The organism is Alcaligenes sp. WGS1538 (assembly GCF_043187505.1).
Classification (GTDB): Bacteria; Pseudomonadota; Gammaproteobacteria; order Burkholderiales; family Burkholderiaceae_B; genus Alcaligenes.
This window is the reverse complement of sequence record NZ_CP171109.1, coordinates 894,715-915,033: the sequence shown is the minus strand read 5'-3', so window position 1 is coordinate 915,033 and position 20,319 is coordinate 894,715. Positions and strand designations below refer to the sequence as shown.

Annotated in this window: 21 protein-coding genes; 6 read left to right on the top strand and 15 right to left on the bottom strand. The window is 61.1% G+C overall.

The window, feature by feature from the left end; genetic code table 11:
- Positions 1-58 precede the first annotated feature (58 nt).
- From ACF3ND_RS04275 to ACF3ND_RS04265, 3 genes are all read left to right on the top strand, one after another.
- The gene (locus tag ACF3ND_RS04275) at positions 59-865 is read left to right on the top strand and encodes a hypothetical protein (protein ID WP_394064575.1); all 807 of its coding nucleotides are present in this window, start codon (positions 59-61) and stop codon (positions 863-865) included.
- A 30-nt stretch (positions 866-895) separates the two neighbouring features.
- A complete protein-coding gene (locus tag ACF3ND_RS04270; protein WP_394064573.1) occupies positions 896-1,816 on the top strand; it encodes a DMT family transporter in 921 nt (306 codons plus the stop codon).
- 478 nt (positions 1,817-2,294) lie between these two features.
- Positions 2,295-3,107, top strand: a complete 813-nt coding sequence (locus ACF3ND_RS04265) for a TOBE domain-containing protein (protein WP_394064571.1) — start codon at positions 2,295-2,297, stop codon at positions 3,105-3,107.
- On the opposite strand, the gene ACF3ND_RS04260 is transcribed toward ACF3ND_RS04265, so the two are convergent.
- From ACF3ND_RS04260 to modA, 3 genes are read right to left on the bottom strand one after another with little or no spacing between them, the layout of a single operon-like run.
- Positions 3,088-3,813 carry a sulfate/molybdate ABC transporter ATP-binding protein gene (locus ACF3ND_RS04260; RefSeq protein ID WP_394064569.1) on the bottom strand — a complete coding sequence of 242 codons (726 nt, stop codon included), beginning with the start codon at positions 3,811-3,813 and terminating at the stop codon, positions 3,088-3,090. The genes ACF3ND_RS04265 and ACF3ND_RS04260 overlap by 20 nt on opposite strands.
- Positions 3,810-4,490 carry a molybdate ABC transporter permease subunit gene (gene modB / locus ACF3ND_RS04255; protein ID WP_394064567.1) on the bottom strand — a complete coding sequence of 227 codons (681 nt, stop codon included), beginning with the start codon at positions 4,488-4,490 and terminating at the stop codon, positions 3,810-3,812. Before modB ends, ACF3ND_RS04260 begins: the two co-directional genes overlap by 4 nt.
- Positions 4,491-4,508: 18 nt before the next feature.
- On the bottom strand, positions 4,509-5,258 hold the full coding sequence (gene modA, locus ACF3ND_RS04250; protein ID WP_394064565.1) for a molybdate ABC transporter substrate-binding protein: 750 nt from the start codon (positions 5,256-5,258) through the stop codon (positions 4,509-4,511).
- Between the two features lie 142 nt (positions 5,259-5,400).
- Here modA and xerD point away from each other — a divergent pair, with 142 nt between their 5' ends.
- The 3 genes from xerD to ACF3ND_RS04235 all read left to right on the top strand — a co-directional run bounded on the left by xerD (position 5,401) and on the right by ACF3ND_RS04235 (position 8,088).
- Entirely contained in the window at positions 5,401-6,297 is an 897-nt protein-coding gene (gene xerD / locus ACF3ND_RS04245; RefSeq protein ID WP_394064563.1) for a site-specific tyrosine recombinase XerD, read from the top strand.
- A gap of 16 nt (positions 6,298-6,313) precedes the next feature.
- On the top strand, positions 6,314-6,808 hold the full coding sequence (gene ybaK, locus ACF3ND_RS04240) for a Cys-tRNA(Pro) deacylase (RefSeq protein WP_394064561.1): 495 nt from the start codon (positions 6,314-6,316) through the stop codon (positions 6,806-6,808).
- A gap of 65 nt (positions 6,809-6,873) precedes the next feature.
- Positions 6,874-8,088 (top strand): MFS transporter, encoded by a 1,215-nt coding sequence (locus ACF3ND_RS04235; protein ID WP_394064559.1) that lies wholly within the window; start codon positions 6,874-6,876, stop codon positions 8,086-8,088.
- Positions 8,089-8,148: 60 nt separating this feature from the next.
- Here the strand turns inward: ACF3ND_RS04235 and ACF3ND_RS04230 are convergent, their stop codons facing one another.
- The 12 genes from ACF3ND_RS04230 to ACF3ND_RS04175 form a co-directional block, all read right to left on the bottom strand.
- Positions 8,149-8,574, bottom strand: coding sequence for a PACE efflux transporter (locus tag ACF3ND_RS04230; protein ID WP_394064557.1), 426 nt, complete (start codon positions 8,572-8,574; stop codon positions 8,149-8,151).
- Between the two features lie 340 nt (positions 8,575-8,914).
- Positions 8,915-9,148, bottom strand: coding sequence for a hypothetical protein (locus ACF3ND_RS04225; RefSeq protein WP_394064555.1), 234 nt, complete (start codon positions 9,146-9,148; stop codon positions 8,915-8,917).
- Positions 9,148-9,768, bottom strand: a complete 621-nt coding sequence (locus tag ACF3ND_RS04220) for a transglycosylase SLT domain-containing protein (protein ID WP_394064553.1) — start codon at positions 9,766-9,768, stop codon at positions 9,148-9,150. The genes ACF3ND_RS04225 and ACF3ND_RS04220 overlap by 1 nt, the downstream gene beginning before the upstream one ends.
- A 1-nt stretch (position 9,769) precedes the next feature.
- Entirely contained in the window at positions 9,770-10,228 is a 459-nt protein-coding gene (locus ACF3ND_RS04215) for a hypothetical protein (protein ID WP_394064551.1), read from the bottom strand.
- 50 nt (positions 10,229-10,278) lie between these two features.
- Positions 10,279-10,713, bottom strand: coding sequence for a hypothetical protein (locus ACF3ND_RS04210; protein WP_394064549.1), 435 nt, complete (start codon positions 10,711-10,713; stop codon positions 10,279-10,281).
- Complete coding sequence (locus ACF3ND_RS04205) at positions 10,703-11,053, bottom strand: hypothetical protein (RefSeq protein WP_394064547.1); 351 nt, start codon at positions 11,051-11,053, stop codon at positions 10,703-10,705. Before ACF3ND_RS04205 ends, ACF3ND_RS04210 begins: the two co-directional genes overlap by 11 nt.
- Entirely contained in the window at positions 11,050-12,234 is a 1,185-nt protein-coding gene (locus ACF3ND_RS04200) for a hypothetical protein (protein WP_394064545.1), read from the bottom strand. Before ACF3ND_RS04200 ends, ACF3ND_RS04205 begins: the two co-directional genes overlap by 4 nt.
- A 60-nt stretch (positions 12,235-12,294) precedes the next feature.
- Positions 12,295-13,596 carry a hypothetical protein gene (locus tag ACF3ND_RS04195; RefSeq protein WP_394064543.1) on the bottom strand — a complete coding sequence of 434 codons (1,302 nt, stop codon included), beginning with the start codon at positions 13,594-13,596 and terminating at the stop codon, positions 12,295-12,297.
- On the bottom strand, positions 13,583-13,795 hold the full coding sequence (locus ACF3ND_RS04190; protein WP_394064541.1) for a hypothetical protein: 213 nt from the start codon (positions 13,793-13,795) through the stop codon (positions 13,583-13,585). Before ACF3ND_RS04190 ends, ACF3ND_RS04195 begins: the two co-directional genes overlap by 14 nt.
- A 190-nt stretch (positions 13,796-13,985) precedes the next feature.
- Positions 13,986-14,354, bottom strand: a complete 369-nt coding sequence (locus ACF3ND_RS04185; protein WP_394064539.1) for a hypothetical protein — start codon at positions 14,352-14,354, stop codon at positions 13,986-13,988.
- 2 nt (positions 14,355-14,356) lie between these two features.
- Entirely contained in the window at positions 14,357-19,699 is a 5,343-nt protein-coding gene (locus ACF3ND_RS04180; protein ID WP_394064537.1) for a phage tail protein, read from the bottom strand.
- Complete coding sequence (locus tag ACF3ND_RS04175) at positions 19,696-20,307, bottom strand: tail assembly protein (protein WP_394065778.1); 612 nt, start codon at positions 20,305-20,307, stop codon at positions 19,696-19,698. The genes ACF3ND_RS04180 and ACF3ND_RS04175 overlap by 4 nt, the downstream gene beginning before the upstream one ends.
- Positions 20,308-20,319: the final 12 nt, after the last annotated feature.

The window sequence follows — 20,319 nt, the reverse complement described above, 5'->3', positions numbered from 1 at the left end:
TTCGTGCCCGTCCGGATAAGCACGACTTACGGCACTCGGCCTGGTCAGGATCTTACCCATGCACAGCATAACTGGAAGCTTAAGCGCCATGAAAAAAAGATGGAAACATGCGGGCCTCGCAGCGCTTTCGTCGGAGAGCCTGCAAGCGGTCATAGACAAGGAAATCCCGGCCGTGGTCATCAGTGATTTTGCCACCCTTGCGGAATGCGATCAGCTCGCCGCGGCCATCTTGAGCATGAAAGCCAAGGAGTATGAATTCGGGAAACCCGGCTCATACCTGGGCATTCCCCTTGCCCACTACCGCAATCGCCCCAAGGAAGCATATTTTGCGCAGGTCGAAGCTGCCGAGCGGGAACGAGCAACCATCGTCAGCGCAGCCTTCGACCCCGTTGAGCGCTTCATGCATCGCATCAGGAATCAGACCGATTTCAATATCTCGATCGCTGAAGAACCGGGTTCGGGCCGGTATTTTGCAGGCATCATCAGGCTGATCCCCGGCGGCTCCGACGTCCATGTCGATTATGCGCCGACCTTTGCCAAGGGGCTGATGGCCGTTGGCGATATCTCCGCACAACTGACCTGGAACCTGTATGTCTCATCCCCTTCGCGAGGAGGCCAGACCGTTGTCTATGATCAGCCGTTCGAGTTCACCGGCATCGACAGAAGCTACAAGGCTTACGACAGCGCCCTGCTCGTCGACTGCGACTCGTTCACCTTCCAGCCCCAGGTCGGTTCCGTCGTCATCTTCAATACCGGAAATCCGCATGTGGTCCTGCCAAGTCCCGAAGGCGCCGCACGGCAAAGAATCGCGACAGGCTCCTTCATAGGCGTCATGGATCGCAGAAACCTGATCCTGTGGTCTTGAGCCGCTCGTTCGAACTCATCGGAACATGACATGAAGACGGGTTTCATTTCCGGCACGGCCTTTCTCTATGTCGTGACCATCCTCACGGGCGGGACCTCATGGTATGCCGCCAAATTACAGCTTAGCGGCGTCGCTCCCGTCATCTCGCTGATCTACCGCTTCGGAGCCGCATCCACTTTGCTTTTGCTGCTCGCGGCAATCACGGGCAAGCGCCTGCGCTACAGCTGGAGCCAGCATGCCGCCATGGCCATGCTCGGCGGCTTCGGCTTCTCCGTCGCCTTCCTGCTGATATACAAAGCAGCGGCAATGATCACCACCGGCCTGATCGCGCTGACCTACTCCGCTGTCGTCCTGCTCAACGTCGTCAATACCCGCATTTTTCTCAAGACGCCCATCACCCGGCCAGTCATGGCGGGGATCCTCCTGGGCCTGGCCGGCATGGCTCTTGTCTTCCTCCCCGAACTGCCCGCCGGAAGCTGGAGCTGGCTGGGCTTTGCCTACGCTCTCGCTGCCACATTGGCATTCTCTTTCGCCAATATCTCGGCCGTTCAGCTACAAGGCAGCGGAGTTGAAGTACTCCCTCTGACGGGCATTTCAATGGCGTATGGCGCCCTGTTCCTGCTCGGATATGCCGTCTGGACCGAACAATCGTTCACCTTCGATATGTCACCGGCCTACGCGGTTTCGTTGATCTATCTGATCATCTTTCCCTCTATCATCGGCTACACCACCTATTTCGCCGTCATCGGACGTCTAGGCGCGGAACGGGGCGCCTATACGATGCTCTTCGTTCCGCTCGTGGCATTAGCCATCTCCAGCATTACCGAAGGCTATCGCCCGACCCTCTTGGCGATCATCGGCACATTGATGATCCTGGCCGGCAACTATTGCGTCATCGTCAACAAGTTCAAGGCCGCGCGCCCTCAAGCCGGCAGCTCAAGCGCGGAATGAACAAACCGCACAGCCCCTGCGCGAACAGCGCCGTCAGGAGGACTTCGATGCCTCCCCCTGGATCAAAGCGCGCAGCCCCGCCGGACACCGGAAACGCCGCCGTATTGAATGAAAGCGGCCAGGCTTGAAAGCCTCTTCTTGACAAGCAATTGCGAACGCAGCAATGCGCCGCGCCAGAATGAAGTCCCCGCTCGCGCGGGGAACACTCCAAATACAACCCATTGACTTCAATAAAGAAATCCCAGCTCCCATTTTCCACCGACAAAATAGTCGAGAAGCTCAGCCTGCCTCCGGAATCTTCACCAAGGTTTATCATTAAACCACGATGGACGCTCAAGCCGATGCGCGCCTGCACGCGGCCCCCGCCCCTGCCCGTCCCGCCAGTCTCGTTCGCACGGATCGGGCATTTCCGCATTGCGCCTGCAGCCGACGGAACGTGGCTTGTTGAGCGCCGCCTTCCACCCTTACACTTACGCCCATGTCCAGCACACACGATACCCAAGCCGAGTTCACCAGCAGCCTGTCGCTGCGCACCGGCGAAAACACCTGGGGCAGCGCGCGCCGCATGGCCCTGCTGGCCGCGATCGGCGAGCAAGGCTCCATCTCCGCGGCGGCGCGCAGCATAGGCATCAGCTACAAGGCCGCCTGGGACGCCATCGACATCATGAACAACATGGCCGGCGAGCCCCTGGTGCTGCGCAGCACCGGCGGCCATCGCGGAGGCGGCGCCACGTTGACGCCCAAGGCGATCGAGCTGCTCGACCTGTACCAGACCTACGACCGGCTGCACCAGCGGTTCATGGCGCGCATCGGGCGCCTGATGCCCTCGGCGGCCACCCAGATGGAGCTGCTCCAGACCATGATGATGCAAACATCCGCCCGCAACCAGCTGCCCGGCACGGTCACCGCCATCAAGACCGGCGCGGTCAATGACGAAATCCATCTGGACATCGGCCAGGGCCAGAGCGTGGTGGCGTCCATCACGCAGGAGAGCACCGAGAACCTGGGCATACGCGTGGGACAGAAAGTGCTGGCTTTCCTGAAGGCGTCTTCCATCATGATAGGAACCACGGACACCCGCGGCACCCTGTCGGCCCGCAACCAGCTGCCTGGCACCATCACCCAGGTGATTCCCGGCGCCGTCAACGCCGAGGTTCGGCTGGAGCTGCCGCAAGGGCTGGCGCTGACTGCGACCATCACCCTGGACAGCACGCAGCGCCTGCACCTGGAAGCCGGCCAGCAGGCCTACGCCCTGTTCAAGGCTTCCAGCGTCATGATTGCGACGGTATGAGATCCAATGGCCGCGAAGCCTCCAGCTCTTCGGCGGCGCAGTAATCGACGATGCGCCCGTCGCGGATGCGATAGACCTCCTGCGCCAGCACGCGCGCATCCTCGGGATCATGCGTAATCAAAATGGTGGGAATCTCGAGCTGCTTCTGCAACTGGGCCAGCTCCGCCCGCAAGCGCACGCGCAGATCCTGGTCCAGCGCCGCCAGCGGCTCGTCCAGCAGCAATACCTCCGGCTCCACGGCCAGCGCCCGGGCCAGCGCGCAGCGCTGCTTCTGTCCGCCTGACAATTCGGCCGGGTAACTGTCCAGCACCGCTTCCAGGTCAAAAGCCTGCACCCAGCGCCGCGCCGCCGCGGGCAGCGTTTGCACGCGCCGGTTGAACAGGCCGGTATTCAATCCGAAACAGATGTTCTGCGCCGCCGTCAGGTGCGGAAACAGGCCGTAGTCCTGGAACAGGTAGGCCACGCGACGCTCGCGCGGCTTCAGGTCCACGCCCCGCTCCGAGTCGAAATAGATCCGCCCGTCTATGCTGATGCGGCCCCGGTCCGGTCGCAGCAGGCCGGCCACGCTCTGCACCGTCAGGGACTTGCCCGAACCGGAGGGGCCGTACAAGGCAATGTGCCTGGCGTCGGTCTGCACCTGGATGTCCAGGGTGAACTGGCGCGCCTGCGACTGCACGGTGCGCCGGATATCCAGAGTCAGGCTCATTGCACGCTCCTTTGGCGCCGCACATGCCGGGGCGAGAGGGCGCCGGCGCTCCACAGCACCAGCACGCAAGTGATTGAAATGACGGCCACCAGCACCAGGGCCAGGCTGTCCTCGCCCGCCTGCACGGCTTCATAGATGGCGATGGACATGGTCTGCGTGCGGCCCGGTATGCTGCCCGCGATCATCAAGGTGGCGCCGAACTCGCCCAGGGCGCGCGCGAACGCCAGCAGAACGCCCGCCAGGATGCCGCGCGCCGCCAGGGGCAGGCTGACCCGGAAGAAGACGGCCAGGGGCTTGAGGCCCAGCACGCGGGCGGCGTTCTCCAGGCGGGCGTCCACGTCCTCGAAGGCGGCGCGGGCCGCCTTCAGCACCATGGGGAAAGCCACCACGGTGGCGGCGATCACGGCCCCCTGCCAGGTGAACACGAGCTCGATGCCGAACTGCGACAGCCACTGCCCGAAGGCGCTGCGCCGTCCGAACAGCACCAGCAGGTAATAGCCGATGACCGTGGGCGGCAGCACCATGGGCAGGGTCAGGATGGAGTCCAGCAGGTCGCACCAGCGCGACTCCCAGCGCGACAAGCCGTAGGCGACGGCGATGCCCAGCACACAAGCGAACAAGGTCGCCCAGCCGGCGACCTTGAGCGACAACCACAAGGGAATCCAGATTGTATTCATCCCGTCCTTGCGCAACGATCAGGGTTTGGCGAAACCGTATTTTGCCAGCACCTGCTGTCCCGTTTCAGAAAGAACGAAATCCTGGAAGGCCTGGGCCTTGTCGTTGCGGCCTACACGCTGCACCAGGGCGATGGGATAAGTGACTGGTTCGGTGGTCTTGAGCGTTTCCATGACCTGCACCTTGTCCTTCATGATGGCCGCGTCCGTGGCGAACACGAAACCGGCCTCGACTTCGCCGCGCGCCACGTAATCCAGCACCTGGCGCACGTTCTGGCCCAGGATTTCGCGCTGCTTGACGGCGTCCCACTGGCCCGCCTTCTCCAGCGCGGCCTGGGTGTAGCGGCCCACGGGCACGGTGGCGGGGTTGCCCAGGGCGACGCGCTTGACCTCGGGCTTGCCCAGGTCGCCGGCATTGCCCACCTTGGCGGGATTGTCCGACGGCACGATCAGGACCACCTGGTTCTGGACGAAATTCTTGCGCGTGGCCGGATCGATCGCCTTGGCTTCTTCGGCCTTGTTCATGGCTTTCTGGTCGGCGGAGGCGAACACATCCACCGGCGCGCCGTTCACGATCTGCTGCAGCAGCACGTCCGAAGCGGCAAAGCTGGCCAGCACCTTGGTGCCGGGATGATCGGCCTCGAACTGGGTCGCCAGGTCCTTGAAGGCATTGGTCAGGCTGGCGGCGGCGGCCACCACCAGCTCGTCGGCATGGGCGGCGCCTTGCACCATCAGGGCCAGGGCGGCAGCCGACACAACTCGTTTGAACATGATTCTTCTCCTCCGGAAACAGGGTACGCCCTGTAGGCGCAAACAGGAAATATATATAGGTATATAACGAGGGTCAATGAAAACGGGCAAATAGACTCATCACGCCGGAGTGATAGCATGGAGCCCCAGGATGGATACAGCCATGACACGCAACACCCGGATCGACGATTTCATCTCCATGCTCTGGCTGCAGGACGGCCTGGCCGCCAACACGCAGCAAGCCTATCGCCAGGACCTGGAACGGCTGGCTGAATGGGCCCGCGCCGAGCGGCCCGGCAAGGAACTGGAGCAGCTGGAGGCCGCCGACCTGCAGGACTGGATCGCCAGCCAGTCAGCCGACACCAAGGCCAGCACCGCCAACCGCCGGCTGGCCACCCTGCGCCGCTTCTACGAATGGACGCTGCGCGAAGGCCTGCGCCAGGACGATCCCTGCCTGGAGCTGAACAGCGCCCGCCAGGCGCCGCGCGTACCGCACACCTTGTCCGAAGAGCAGGTGGAACGCCTGCTGGCCGCGCCCGACATCGGCGCCCCGCTGGGCCTGCGCGACCGCTGCATGCTGGAGACGCTGTACGCCACCGGCCTGCGCGTCAGCGAGCTGACCGAGCTGCCCGTGCAGAACGTCAGCCTGAGCGACGGCGTGCTGCGCGTGGACCAGGGCAAGGGCGGCAAGGACAGGCTGGTGCCGCTGGGACAGGAGGCCCTGCACTGGATCACCCTGTACCTGGGCCAGGCGCGCCCCGCCCTGCTGGGGCCGCGGCGCAGCGACTTCCTGTTCATCACCGCGCGGGGCACCTGCATGACGCGCCAGTCCTTCTGGCTGATCGTCAAGAAATACGCCTTGCGCGCCGGCATCCAGGCCCCGCTGTCGCCGCACGTGCTGCGCCATGCCTTCGCCACGCACCTGCTCAATCACGGCGCGGACCTGCGCGTGGTGCAGATGCTGCTGGGCCACGCGGACATTTCCACCACGCAGATTTATACTCACGTGGCGCGCGAACGCCTCAAGGCGCTGCACGCCGCCCATCACCCGCGCGCCTGAGCGCGCCCCGTTCATCATGGCCAAAGAAAAACACGTCAGCGAAACGCCCGCCACCCAATGGCTGCGCAAGCAGCGCATCCCCTTCACGGAACACAGCTACGACTACGTCGACCACGGCGGCGCCTCCGAGGCCGCGCGCCAGCTGGGGCTGGACCTGCACCAAGTCGCCAAGACCCTGATCATGGAAGACGAAAACGCCAAGCCGCTGATCATCGTCATGCACGGCGACCGCGAAGTGTCCACCAAGAACCTGGCGCGCCAGACCGGCGCCAAGAAGATCGCGCCCTGCAAGCCCGAAGTCGCCCAGCGTCATTCCGGCTACCTGGTGGGCGGCACCTCGCCCTTTGCCACGCGCAAGGCCATGCCGGTCTGGATAGAAGCCGAACTGCTGGACTACGACATCATCTACGTCAACGGCGGCCGGCGCGGCTACCTGGTGGGCGTCTCGCCCAAGGACCTCGTGGAGAGCCTGAAGGCGCGCAGCGTCCAGGCAGGCCTGGAGAAACCCTGAACACGCGCATTGCGCGGCCTCGTCCTTTCGCCAGATAATTGACGCCTCAAACAGAGGGGAGTCTCATGTTCCAATCCTTGCGCCATCCCGGGGTGATGACGGTCACCCTGGCGGCCGCCGGCATCCTGATGGTCACCATGGGCATACGGCAGTCCTTCGGCCTGTTCATCAATCCGATCGACAAAGCCACCGGCATGGGCATCGTGTCCATCAGTTTCGCCATGGCCGTGGGCCAACTGGCCTGGGGCGCCATCCAGCCCATCGCCGGCGCCTGTTCGGATCGCTGGGGCCCGGACCGCGTGCTGGCCGCCGGGCTGGTGATCCTGGCGCTGGGCTGCGCGGCCACGCCCTTCATCGGCACCGGCCTGGGCCTGACCATCACCATGGGCCTGCTGGCCAACATCGGCTCGGGCGCGGGCAGCTTCTCCACCCTGATCGGCGCCGCCGCCCAGCGCCTGCCGGCCAACGCGCGCGGCGAAGCATCGGGGCTGATCAACGCCGGCGGCTCCTTTGGCCAGTTCGTCTTCGCCCCTCTCGCGCAGAAGCTGATCCAGATGGTCGGCTGGATGTCCACGCTCTGGGTTCTGGCCCTGGCCGCCCTGCTGACCCTGCCGCTGATCCGCAAGCTGGGAAGCGGCGGCGCGGCCCGCCCTGCCGCCGCCGCGACGCCCGCCGCTCCAGGCCCCGGACTGAAACAGGCCGTCAAGGACGCCCTGCGGGACCGCAGCTACCTGCTGCTGAACCTGGGTTTTTTCACCTGCGGCTTTCACATCGCCTTCCTGGTCACCCACCTGCCCGGCGAGATCGACCTGTGCGGCCTGCCGCCGTCGGTGGCCAGCTGGTCGCTGGCGCTGATCGGGCTGGCCAACATCTTCGGCAGCATCGTGGCGGGCTCGTGCATCGCCCGCTACCGCAGCAAGCACGTGCTGGCCCTGATGTACGGCTCGCGCGCCCTGCTCATCATCTGGTATCTGCTCATGCCCAAGACCGACTGGGTGTTCTACCTGTTCGCCATCGGCCTGGGCTTCACCTGGCTGGCCACCGTGCCGCCCACCGCGGGAATCGTGGGCAAGCTTTTCGGCACGCGCTACCTGGCCACCCTTTTTGGATTGACCTTGCTGTCGCACCAGATCGGCGGCTTTCTGGGCGCCTGGCTGGGCGGCATCGCTCTGACCGAATTCGGCGACTACAGCTGGATGTGGTATGCCGACATAGCCTTGGCCTTGATGGCCGCCCTGGTCAACCTGCCCATACGCGAAGCGAAAATACAGACCGCATGACCCGCCGCTACAAAAGAAACAGGCCGCTGATGCGGCCTGTTTTTCTTTGTCGGCGAGGGCTCAGGCCGCGCTGCTGGGCAAGCCGAACACCCGGTCGAAGCTCCAGCTGAACGAAAAGGAATACACCAGGAAGAAGACCAGGATCGCCACTTCCATCTGCAGCGCCTCGAGCAGCCCGACCTGGTACCACCACATGTACATGGGAACGATGAACAGGATCAATCCGGCTTCGAAACCAATGGCATGCACGCTGCGGCGCAAGACACTGCGCCCCTTGACCGCCTGGCGGGATTCCCAGTATTCGAACACGGTGTTGAATACGTAGTTCCAGGCAATCGCGATGGCCGAGATGGCGATGGCGATGGGCACCGAATCCGACGTGGTCCCACCCACGAAATACGCCAGCAAAAACGACGAAAAAATGATCGCGAAGAACTCGAACAGCCCCACGTACAGCACGCGGCGCTTCCAACCCTGAAGTGTCATTGAAACCCTGCTCCTGCGCGCGAACACCGCCCCTTGGGCGGGATGCCCGGTCCGGGGAACGCGCGGTGAAAAACAAAAACAGCCAGATGCGGCACCTTCATAAGGAGCCACACAAAGCCATCAAATAATACAAGCAGCGCAAGAAAAACATATATATCAACGAAGATACCGACATTTTTTATGCACCGCGATTGAGGTTTGGCAGACCATTCATGGCGCCGCCCCAACAGGACAAGTTTTTGCCCTTGCCCGGTTGTGGGCCAGGATCTGCCGAGCCGTCATCTCCGTCAGATTATCTGCACGGCTTACCGTAATTGTACGGGTCCAGAGGCAGCCCGAGTCAATCACGACTCCAGTTGCGGTACAACTCATCAGCAGCAGCGCCATCAGCCATACGCTCGACAGCCTGATCCACATCTTGGCGCAACTGCGCCGACTCCACAACATGAGACAAGCGGATTTTTCTCTCATCGTCCACTCCTTGCGCATACTTGCCAGCGCCATAGCGCACAATCCCGAGCAACAAGCACACAACAATCACCAGGCCGCCCCACAGCCGCCATCGAATCTTCATCAAACGCCCTCCCAGATAAATGCGGGAAGCCGCCCGCGCTTCAACTTGGCCTCTACCATCGCGACAGCTTCACCCTTGGTCACTCGGCCATCCCGATCCAGATCCAGACCTGAATTTTGACGATAGGCCGCAGGCTTGGTGTCGCGATCCCAAAGCACCCAATCATTCGCTTTCCCTATCCCAGCAGGCCACAGAATCGCCATATACACATCCCCCAGCGAGTTCAGTCGGCCCCGATAGGGCATAAAGTAGGCGAGCACATAATCCAGTTGCCGCTCCGCACTCATGGCCGCCAGCTCCGCGCTGGTCGTACCCAGCGCTCGAGCCGTCGTCGGCATGAACTGAATCAGTCCGACCGCGCCGCTGCCGGCCGCATTCCTGATATCCGGCCTGAAACTTTCAGCGCTTTCAAAGGCAATGCACGCCATAAGATGGTCCGGCTCGACCATCAGCTCTTCGGCGACCTCAAACAGTCGCTCGCGGAACGCCAGGCTGACTTTCCGTCCCCAGACCAAGCGACGCAACGTCGGCCGCAGCGCCGGCTCAGGCGCCGGCGACGGTTTCTTCAGACGTAAAAAAAGGGCCCCCAGGCCCTGACGCAGCTTCCACAGTGTATTCATTTCACTTTCCGATTACTTTTTCTTTGATTTCACGCACCCAGAAGGGAATCCCCCGGTCCTGCATGCGTTTGGCCCAGCGCATCCAGGCCCCCAGTACCCACCATGCAGGCAGGCCTGCCAACAACATGCAGGGCCCCATGACGTACAGCATGCCGATCAGCCTGTGCATGTCATCTGCCAAACCCAGAAACGCCGCCAGCCTGACAGCTTGCTCCAGTACGCCGGGCCATTGGGTCATGATCCAAATCGCCACCAGCGGCCCAAACATGAACGAACTCAGGACCGTACAGACCGTACGCGCCACAAACTCTGCCGCGGTGCGCGGCGGCATCAGCAACAAGCCAATGACTGCGGCCAATGCCGCCGGCACGCCGAATGCAATAGCCACCTTAGCCGCCGCCCAACCAGCACCTGCTCCACTTGTTGGTTCCAAACTCTTCTCCTTGGTAACGGTCGGCATAACTGTCTCCCGCAAACAACCGCGAACGCGGCAGATATAAAAAAAGCCGCTTAGGCGGCTGGCTCACTCCAGGCAATTTCATCTACGGCGTCCTCATCCGGCGCCCGGGCGACACGCTCAGCGAGCCACGCATTGTGCTCCATCAAGCGCAGGACCCGCGCCTTCGCCTCCCGGCCTACACGCTGAATCTGCCCAGCGGTATGTGGACGCAGCGCCCAGTGCCCAGCGGCATCTGCGCACCAGAATGACGTGGTCCAATCCGCCGGCAAGTTCGGCAATAAGGAGTCAGTCACGCTTGCGGCCAGGTTGAGCTGATCCGTTTCTTGACTTGGATACCAGTGCGATACCCCTAGAGCTTCCGATTTAAAACCCACCAAAATCATCTTCCGGCATTCAGCAGACAGAGCAGCCACTTTTTTATCTTTACGTGCCTGCAGCTGAGCAGCAGCCGTCACCAACCGGGCGGTATCTATCTTAATTTGCATGAGTATCTTCCTGAATGGTCAGTCCTTGATCGGGTAGTGAAATAGGGCCGTCCTGGACAACATGGACAGGTTCGGGAAAGCAGGCAACAGGGTCCGTACAGTCCGGGTTGATCGGAAAGACCAGGGCGTCAACTTCAAGCAGATTGCCCCGGCGGCGAATTTGCGCTTCAGATAGCAGAGGATGCTCGATGGCTCCGGCGGGGAGAATATCGCCATCGGCCAAGAAGGACAAATCAAGCGCCAAGTCCTGCAAAATCAAAATTTCACCCTTTTTAGCGAGCACCAAGACTGATACATCGTCTCGGACTTGAGGTGTCAATTTAATATTGAATTCAATCATTTCCATCGCCCTATTGAAAATACAGAGATAGGCTGTTCATTGTTGCTGAAGTAGGGAGCAAAATGAGTAAACGTAGCTGACGTATTCGTCGTTACGCCGCTGCCCATTCCGATCCATGAGCTGCCTCGATTGGGCCCAGACCACGCACCGCAAGTTGGGACTGAGCCTGCTGCAAAAACAATTGGAAATTGCCATATATGCGATCTGGACATATAAATTCCAGTTGTTCCTACTGGTTGATCCAGCCAGCTCATGATTAAGCCGTAGTGCTGGCATACCTGCAGTCCATTTTGCAGGCGATACCAAAGCCCATTTGAATTGCTGCCTGACTGCATAACCGCCCCAGCGCCCACATCGCCGATCAGATCGCCGAATGCCGCAGACTTCAGACCAAGGTCCGCCTGGCTTTTGGTAGCAAGGTCTTTCAGGCCAAGATTTGTGCGAGCTGCTGCTACGTCGGCCAGGCCGGCCAAGTTCCTAGCATCGGTCAGCACTTCAACCCACGGGTCCCAGGCAGAGTCCGATGCCGCGCCGGAAATGAACATCCGGCCATTGAGGCAGACGAACATGCGCTGAATACCGCGGATACCAGTCGTATCCCTGTAGTGGGCCTTTATCGAGAACACGCCATAATTGTTGTTACCGCCGCCCAACTGAGGAATTGCCAGCCCCCGGTTTGTCGTCGCGGTTCCGCCGTTTGCAAATCCTGATATCTCGCCAAGCCCATAAAATGCCGACGGGGGTGACCTTGGGTCGATCGCCCCGGTCCGCAAGTCCAACTGAGCTCCAACACCAAATGAACCACGGATCAGGATCTTATTTCCACTAGTGCTTACTGGAGCCCCGGAGGTCATCAACTGACTTGTTTGCACGGCGTTTTCAGCTAACGTCGCTACATCTGAATAGTGCTGCAACAGCTCAGCAGCTCTATCCGCCAGTTCCTTCACATACCCTTGAAACGGCGCCAGCGCATATTGCTGACCAGTAGCTGTCGCTCCTCGGTAAGGTTTTGTGAGCGTCAACGACGTGTTCGATGCGATATTCAGCACCTCGTACAGTCGACCGTCCGGGCCAACAAATGCTTCCCCCTGCCGAGCTCCGGCTACCCACTGCGTGCCGCTACCCGTCACCGTAGCGCTGTTGGCTGTGACGTTAACTGTTCCTGTGTCATACCAAGCCATGTTTTCTCCAAAAAAAACCGCATTTGCGGCAGATAAAAAAAATGCCGCTCAAGCGGCCGGTTAATCCTCGGTTTCACCCTCGGCCTCTAGTTCCTCGGGATACAGACTCGGATCCTCGGCAAATCGCAGGCTGATGAACCGCCCCTCAAGGATGTCCACCGGCTCGCCGGCTTCGGCGCGCCCTGTGCTGTAGTCCGGCGTTGTCGTCTTGATCGTGAGCGTGCGGGCGGCCGAACCCTCCTCATAGTCCATGTGGAAATAGATGTTTCCGTTCCGGTCCTTGGGCGTCTCGATGTACCAGCCATCGCGGCTCAGCAGCGGTACATTGCGCAGCACGTAATGCCCCACCCCGGCATGCTCGAGCACCACATCCCGGATTTCCAGGTGATCGGACCGCTCTATGCGGTCAGCGTAGAGCTGGACAATGGGCGAGGCCCGTTTGATGAACCCGTTGCTGTCGACTATGGTATTGCCACTATGCCAAAGGACTCGCCAGGGGTTATACGCGCTAGATCGCCGTCCTCTGACAAGGGCCTCGCCGAGGAAACTGACGTATATCTGCCCCCCGCCGCTGCCCGTCTGACGATGCACGACCACGCCCTGGGTGTTGATGCCTGCCGGCAGATCACTGGCCAAACCGATGTCTGGCGCCACATAGTGCAGCCCGGCCGGGACACCGGTCTCGTTCAACGACGCCGCGGGAAACCTGTCGTCAGTCGCTGCTCCATCCCGCCCGATGCCAAACATGCCGACCGTCATCAACTCCTTCCAGGCTTTCGCAGTGCCATTCTCGACGTTCCGCATCCAGAATTTGTCAGCAATCGGCGACGCATAGAGTAGAGTTTTATACGAACTGCTCCATCCGAATTTTATGTACCCTGCTCCAGTGAGCCCGTCTGGCGTTCCGGTATCCCCAGAGCCTGACCTGTAAAACCCGTTGGCATGATTGTTCAGAACGTTTTGATCAGCGATCAGACCGCTGATACCCCCTAAGCCATGATCCCCGACTCGCAACACTCGACCCACAGTTGTGTCGGTATTGCTTGCGGTCAACGTGCCCTTGGCGGCCGTGCCGATATCGGCCACGGCTGGCAGTAGCTGCGCGGCGCGGTCGGCCAGCTCTTTCACGTACCCCTGCATTGGCGCCAGCGCATACTGCTGGCCGCTGGCGGTCGGTCCGCGGTAGGGTTTCGTCAGTGTTAAGGACGTGTTCGAGGCGACGTTCAGCACCTCGTACAGACGCCCATCAGGCCCTACGAATGCCTCACCCTGCCGCGCGCCGGCGAGCCACTGCGTGCCTACGCCCGTCACGGTGACGCTGTTCGCGGTGACGTTGACCGTCCCTGTGTCATACCAGGCCATTGTCGCCCTCCTGTTCGTCGTGATGCCCCTGGCCAGCCGGCTGGACGAGTTCGCCTGCCGGGTCCACATCGGCCCGCTGCTGCACGCCGACAGCCAAAATGTCGATCAGACTGCGGATCATGCCGCTAGCCAGCTCCGGCGTGATCCGGTTGCCCATGTTGTTCTCGAAAACCTGGGCGAAAGAGTGATGGATTCTCATGATTTCCCCATAAAAAAAGCCGCGCTAGGCGGCTGGATACTTTTCCTTGACGGCCCGACACCGGATCACCCAATCCTCAACCTCGGGCGGCAACCTCTGACCCTGCTCCTGCAGGTGGCGGGCCAATTTGTAGACCGCATCGAGCTGGTCCCCAATGTCGGGATATTCCGCCCGACGCTTCTGGCGGTAGTCAGACTGGTGGTGGATTTTCAACGGTGTACCTCCCATCAAGATACGGCCAGCGCGTGACCGTGATTTCATAAGTGCCGAGGTACTGGAACGACAGCTCCACGTCCCCGCCCTCGGGACATTCGTACTGCTGGCCCTCGATCGTGATCGTGCTGCCGGGGAGAACCCCGCGCAGGATCTGGCCGTCGGGAATGACCGGACACGCTTGGCGCTTGCGCGCTTCGCCACTGCAAAACCACCACGTATCGTCAAGCCTCCCCTCAGCCCATTGCCCTGCCCAGTCCTGCAGAGTTGGCTGAACCACGAACTGATCAGGCCCCGACACAACCGCATGAAAGCGGCCCTGACTAAACAACGAAACTGTTCTCATGCTTACCTCATCGCGATCAGCATCACCATAGATGCGGCCGGGAAAATCGACTGTAACAGTGAGGCGCCAAAACTAGGCTGCTGCCTCATTGTTATCGAGTGGCGGCCAGCAGGCAGCCAGCCCTTGATGGAGGTAGAGCCGCCTGTAGAAAGCACGGCCTGCAAATCGCGTACAGAGTAGACTGACCCAATCGCATAACCTCCGTTGTCGTACCAAATGACACTACGCGCATCGCGCGTGCCGTTACCACCAAAAATCGTAAACGGTTCAACGTTGGCAATCAGCGTGAAATCCGCTGCGTTTGGCAAGTAAAACTGCAGATTGAAAGAACGTTCATCCACCACAAACCCGGGTTGGTAATACGGCGCAATGACCGATGCATGAATCGTTACGGCATTACCCGCAAGCCGTAACGTATCGACCTCCGCAATACCAATTTTTGCACTTGAGATTGCGGCATCCTCGATCTTCGCGCGAGTAATAGCCGCATCCTGAATCTTGGCTCGAGTGACTGCCGCGTCTGCAATTTTTGTGCTTGTAATCGACGCGTTACCGATCAGCGCCGAGTTTAAGATGCTCGCTCCGCCCTGGACCGAGAACACCGTCGCAGGGCTGCCATTAGCCGCATGCATGACGGCAAACCGATCCGCCAAGACTGCAAATGTGGACTGCATCACGCCAGACTCGTTGGTTAAGTCCAGGCCCACGCCGGCAACGTATTTCACGCCAGCCTGGTTCGTTTGCAACTTGAGGCCCCAAGATGAGGCAATTCTGCCATCCAGCTCAACAAGAGACCTCATCGTTTCCTGGATCGCCGCTGATGCAGCCTCGGCCTGGCCCGACACATCATCAATCTCTGCCTGCACGATACGGATGGACTCTGCCATCGCTCGACTGTCATCAGCCACTGCCTGGCTCAACTGCGCTACCGATGCACGAGTCTGCCATTGGTTAAGCACGCTCTCCAGGTCAGCATCCTCCGTACCCTGAAGGCGCTTCACCTCCGCGTTCAGAACGAGCTGGTTGGTGGCCTGCGCCTCCTGCTTGCCCTCAATGCTGGTGACCCGGCTTTTCGTGTCGTTCAGCGCGCCGGCTGTAGCGGCCAAGCCCGTGCTCGGGTCGTTGACCGTATTCTGCAGCGCCGTCAGATCCCGCCCCTGGGACGTGATCGTGTTGCCCTGCTGGGTCACAGTACCGCTCAAGCTGGTAACGGACTGGGCTGTGGCGACTTCGTCGGGATTGATGTCAATGCCCTGCACTACGCGCGTAACACGGTAGCCTTGGATCTCCGCCCAGCCCCGGGTGCTGGTGTAATTGATGGCGAATCCGAACCGCACGCCGGTAAACCCGTCGGCAATAACCGATGCGGCTGCCTGGTAGACGAAATCGACCAAGTGCCATTCGCCGTCCGCCGGAACCTGGGCTATTACCGACGCGGAGCTGTAGTTGGTCTGGATCCCCGAGTCCCCGTCTGTCGTCTTACGGTACTTGTAGGTAATCCGCATCTGGCCGTCAGAGTCTGGCGACCGACGCATCCAGGCCTGAATGCGGTATTGCTGCGTGATGGGCAGCGTCACGACGCTGAAGTTGAAGGTCCGACCCGTGTCGAAGTGGAAAACCGTAGGCGCGATTTTCCCGTCCGTAACACGGATGAAATTCGGCGCCAGATCAGTCCCTGGATAGTAGCTATACCAGCTATCGGAGTTGGCCATCATGTAATCGGGCAGCAGCGAGTCACTATCAAGGCCAGCGGCCAGCCGGGCATCAATCTTCGTCACGCTCTCGCCCTGGGCCATCAGGCCCTGCTCCGTCGCCGTCACCCGGTTCGTTAAGGCCTGAACTGTGCTGGCGTCGGCTTTCTGACTCGCGATGGCCTGGGCAGCGTCGGCGGCCGCTTTCGCAACAACCGCAGCCGCGGCCGCATCCGTTGCCGCTTTATCTGTGACGGCCACCCACGCCGAACCGTTCCAGCGTTTCGGCGTGTTCGCATTGCCTGTAGTGTCGATCCACAGATTCTGCGGCAAACGCTTCGCTGCAAGCGGAGCTGCACTCCCGAAAACAACCTCCCCTTTTGCGCCAGCAGCATCGGCAGCCGCGGCCGCTGCCTGCTGAGCGGCCACGGCCTTGGCATCTGCATTGCTCACGCTCGCGCCTAACTGCGTGATGCTGCTGGCCTGACTGTCCAGCTGGCCCTCGGTGGCCGTGACTCGCGTGCCCAGCGAGCTGACAGCCGTCGCCAGCCCCTGCTGGGCCTGGTCAAGCCCATCGACGCGGCTGGACAGCGCAGTCGTGGCCTCAGACAGGGATTGCAGGCCGGATTCGAGCTGGCCTGCCTGTGTGCGCATCGATTGCACCGCTGAACCTAAAGCGCCCAGGCCGGTGCTCGGATCGTCGACCTTGCCGGCAACCGTGCTGATCTGCTCGGCGTTTGCCTGGATCCGACCTTCAGCCTGATCCACGCGGCTGATCGTCTCCTGCGCCTGCACGGCCAGCGCGGCCAAGCCGTCCGTGATCGAGGCGTAATCACCGATCAGCTCCCAATGCGCAGCATCCGATACAGGCGTTCCGGCCGGCACAGCCTTCTTGGCACGGTACATTTTGCCGTCGGCAAATACCACCGTACCCACCGCATACGCGGCAGCCGGATCCCACTCGCCCGCGCTCAGCAGCTCCTGGACCTGGCCGTTGATCTCATCTACCCGGCCGTTCAGCTCGCCCAGATCGACGCTGATTTCGTCTACCGTATCCCGGATGCTCGGAATATCCCGAATGTCTCCCATGACGACTTCGCCCAAGCCGCCCTCAACGATTTCGGGCGTGATCAGGTCGTTGTACTCGCTGGCTATCTGGGAGGGCACTCCGCGCACCCCAGGCGCCGACTCAGCCGGATACCAGGGCCCCTGGGTGCCATTCTTGTCGATGATCCGTGCCCAATAAAAATGCTGTGTGGTCACCGCCAGACTGGTCTGAGCCATGGAATCCGTAGGATAGGCATAACTGCCCCCATCTTTCCCATCGACAAACAACTCTGTGGCGCTATATCGGATCTCCACCCGACCCGCAATACTGGGACCGGCTGGGAACCCCCAGCGTACTTTCACGCCCCAAGGAATGGACTCCGTCGTCAAATGCGAAACCGCCGGGGGCTCAGCAACCTGCCCAGTCAGCGCCGTAGTCGGCGAATATGCCCACAAGGACGGTACGTCCAGCGCATTGATCGCCCGCACCCGCACCACATAGTCGCCCGTGTAGAAGTCCGGAATCTCCACCAGTTGCAGGCCCGTGCGCGGCACTTGCACCCATCCGCCATTGTCACGGCGCCATTGCACGTCGTAATACATCGCATGCTCGACCGCCTTCCAACTGATCTCCGCGATATGGCGCGACTGCCCTTGGCGAACCACATAGTGTTCGCGGATCTGCACCTGCGTGGGCGCCGCTTGCACCCGCGGCGGCACCACGCTCACCGGCAAAGGCTCTAGCCGCACCCCATTGTCGATGGCCGAGAATTTGCCCGGGTGGTGGAATACCGCCGACACGTCGAACAGGATGCCGTCGCGCTCCTTGATTGCGATCACTCGCGCCTGCTGCGTGAGCAGATCATCCGCATCCACGGACCAACCTGCTTCTGGCTGCGGTGCGGCACTGTAAGCTGGATGCACCTTCACTACATCACCGTCCACACCGACTACCGCACGGCTTTGCGCCTGGCCATCAGGCAGATTCACCGTCAACTGATCGCCCACCTTCACCGGATGAGCCGCATCGAGCGTAACGTCCGTACCCGTGGCCTGACGAATCAGCCCGCCCAGACGACGGCCCGCCCGGTTGCGGTCGGCGATCCTGATCAGACTGCCCGGCTGCGGAATCACGCCATCCAGCCCCACCGTGAACGACACGCCTCCCTGCTCCATGCGCGCCGTGTGCAAGTGATACAGGCCGACACGTTGCGCTTGGCCACGCGTCGTGCAACCGAACGCCGTCAGCTCAGTCTTGCGGATCCCGAACTGGCGCACCCCCTCCTCGTCTTGCACCACCTCGACCTTGGCCCGGTAAAAATCGTCCGGATCGCTCCAGGACACCAGCGCAACCGTTTTAAGTGTGCCCAGATCCGAACCCACATACTTGAACTGGCCATCGATCACCCGGGCATTGGTATAGGTATAGACCGGGTCGCTGGGCATATCGGCCACGCCCACGACCTGGCCATTGGCCCAATAGCTCATCCCCCGGAACACGCTGGCCAGATCGTTGACCACTCGCAAGGCATCGGCCGAAGATTGCAGATAGGCATTACACACGAAACGCGGCTCCGTGCCGCCTTGCCCATCGGAGACTCGTTCGTCGCAATATGCCCCAATCTGGTACAGCGCATAGCGGTCAATCATGGCCGCGTTCAGCCGTTCACCCAAGCCGTACAGCTTATTGGTCAGCATGTCGTAGAACACCCAGGCCGGGTTGTTCGACCAGGCCCGCTTGAAGGTGCCATCCCATACTCCGCTGTACGTGCGTGACTGCGGGTCGTAATTGCTCGGCACGCGGATGAGCTGGCCGCGCCAACGATAGGCGCGCGTCGGAATGGACCGGAACTGTTCGGCATCGATCTTGACGCCCACCATCGCCGTCATCGGATAGCGAAACTTGCCGTCTATCACCTCCGCGTAGGACTGCACCAGCATGCGCGACTGTACAGCGCTGCTTGTCGAGTCCGGACTCAAACGGCGCACGCGTACGCGCCAGCCGTGCGAACTGGCTGGCAAGTCGATCCGGTGCGTGCGGGTGTAGCCATTGACCGTCTTGCCATCAACCGCCGTAGTCAGCACATTCTCGAACGAACCGCTGCCTACCGCCAAGTCAATAGCGTACTCCACTCGCACCCCGATACGATCGCCCGCCTTAGACCCTGATTCAACCATCTGCATCAATTGCGGCCAGTGCAGGCTGATGCGAATGGCCGACAGATCCGGGTTGGTCAGTAGCTGCGTCCAGGGCGTAAACCAGTCTACCTCCTGCCCGACCGAGGACACGCTGGCACCGGCTGGGAAGCCGGCAATCGGCTCCTGGTCTTGCGTACCCAGACGGAAGTCCACCTGCACCCGTTGGAAATTCAGCGAACCATCCTCGTTCTGAATCGGCGTACCATCCAAGAAAATATCACGCAAGGGCGCATGCGCATGTACCGGACCAGCCATCTCGCCGTTGCCGATCACATCGAGTACGACCGCATAAGCAGTGTTGTGCAGGCTATCGGGTTGCTCTACAGGGGTACGGCCGCTGCTCCCGCCTCCGCCGCCCGAACCAATGATGCGCTGGCCGCCGCGCTTGGCTTCAATTGCAATGGTCATTGTTGATCCTCCGCGTACATATCGCCCGAGATCGTGGCCGCGCCTACGATCATCTCGCCGTACAGCACCGGCACCGGATTGCCTTGAGCCGTAGTATTGACGGGGCCGTTGAAGTTGTATGAAGCCCCGTTGTCCGCGGCCCCTACGCTGGTCAACCCCTGGGGCTGCCGGGTCAGTAGTTGAGAAACACCGCCCAACACCATTGCCCAGCCCAACATGGGCGCATTCGCCGCAATAGCCACGGCCAACGTAGCGCTTGTGCCCCAAACCGCCCCCGCCAAATAGGGGGCGCCTATAATCAAAGCCACCCCAAGGACGATCTGAAACAAGCCGCCCCGGCCAGAACCCAAGATCACAGGCGCAATCCGAATATCCTCATCGCCAACGGGATACTGCAGCTCGTCTTCCCCGATGTTCTGCTTACCGATGAAACAGGCATATCCCAAACCTCGATCCTTGCTTTCGTAAAGAAACCGCTGAAAGTTAGGCAGCATCTGGCACAAAGCGCTGACGGCCTCAGCCGTGCTATTGCATACCAGGCGATGGACCCGGCCGAATCGAGCGCCCAGCACGCCATACAAACGCACAGTGCGAATCTTCTCGGGCAAGAAAAAGCCCGC

Bases quoted from the DNA above. Each gene is read 5' to 3' on its own strand.
- ACF3ND_RS04275 (WP_394064575.1), top strand. From the start codon at position 59: ATGCACAGCATAACTGGAAGCTTAAGCGCCATGAAAAAAAGATGGAAA.
- ACF3ND_RS04180 (WP_394064537.1), bottom strand. From the start codon at position 19,699: ATGACCATTGCAATTGAAGCCAAGCGCGGCGGCCAGCGCATCATTGGT.
- ACF3ND_RS04195 (WP_394064543.1), bottom strand. From the start codon at position 13,596: ATGGCCTGGTATGACACAGGGACGGTCAACGTCACCGCGAACAGCGTC.
- ACF3ND_RS04220 (WP_394064553.1), bottom strand. From the start codon at position 9,768: ATGAATACACTGTGGAAGCTGCGTCAGGGCCTGGGGGCCCTTTTTTTA.
- ACF3ND_RS04230 (WP_394064557.1), bottom strand. From the start codon at position 8,574: ATGACACTTCAGGGTTGGAAGCGCCGCGTGCTGTACGTGGGGCTGTTC.
- ACF3ND_RS04215 (WP_394064551.1), bottom strand. From the start codon at position 10,228: ATGCCGACCGTTACCAAGGAGAAGAGTTTGGAACCAACAAGTGGAGCA.
- ACF3ND_RS04190 (WP_394064541.1), bottom strand. From the start codon at position 13,795: ATGAGAATCCATCACTCTTTCGCCCAGGTTTTCGAGAACAACATGGGC.
- ACF3ND_RS04270 (WP_394064573.1), top strand. From the start codon at position 896: ATGAAGACGGGTTTCATTTCCGGCACGGCCTTTCTCTATGTCGTGACC.
- ACF3ND_RS04235 (WP_394064559.1), top strand. From the start codon at position 6,874: ATGTTCCAATCCTTGCGCCATCCCGGGGTGATGACGGTCACCCTGGCG.
- ACF3ND_RS04225 (WP_394064555.1), bottom strand. From the start codon at position 9,148: ATGAAGATTCGATGGCGGCTGTGGGGCGGCCTGGTGATTGTTGTGTGC.
- ACF3ND_RS04210 (WP_394064549.1), bottom strand. From the start codon at position 10,713: ATGCAAATTAAGATAGATACCGCCCGGTTGGTGACGGCTGCTGCTCAG.
- ACF3ND_RS04185 (WP_394064539.1), bottom strand. From the start codon at position 14,354: ATGAGAACAGTTTCGTTGTTTAGTCAGGGCCGCTTTCATGCGGTTGTG.
- ACF3ND_RS04205 (WP_394064547.1), bottom strand. From the start codon at position 11,053: ATGATTGAATTCAATATTAAATTGACACCTCAAGTCCGAGACGATGTA.
- modA (WP_394064565.1), bottom strand. From the start codon at position 5,258: ATGTTCAAACGAGTTGTGTCGGCTGCCGCCCTGGCCCTGATGGTGCAA.
- ACF3ND_RS04260 (WP_394064569.1), bottom strand. From the start codon at position 3,813: ATGAGCCTGACTCTGGATATCCGGCGCACCGTGCAGTCGCAGGCGCGC.
- ybaK (WP_394064561.1), top strand. From the start codon at position 6,314: ATGGCCAAAGAAAAACACGTCAGCGAAACGCCCGCCACCCAATGGCTG.
- ACF3ND_RS04265 (WP_394064571.1), top strand. From the start codon at position 2,295: ATGTCCAGCACACACGATACCCAAGCCGAGTTCACCAGCAGCCTGTCG.
- xerD (WP_394064563.1), top strand. From the start codon at position 5,401: ATGACACGCAACACCCGGATCGACGATTTCATCTCCATGCTCTGGCTG.
- modB (WP_394064567.1), bottom strand. From the start codon at position 4,490: ATGAATACAATCTGGATTCCCTTGTGGTTGTCGCTCAAGGTCGCCGGC.
- ACF3ND_RS04200 (WP_394064545.1), bottom strand. From the start codon at position 12,234: ATGGCTTGGTATGACACAGGAACAGTTAACGTCACAGCCAACAGCGCT.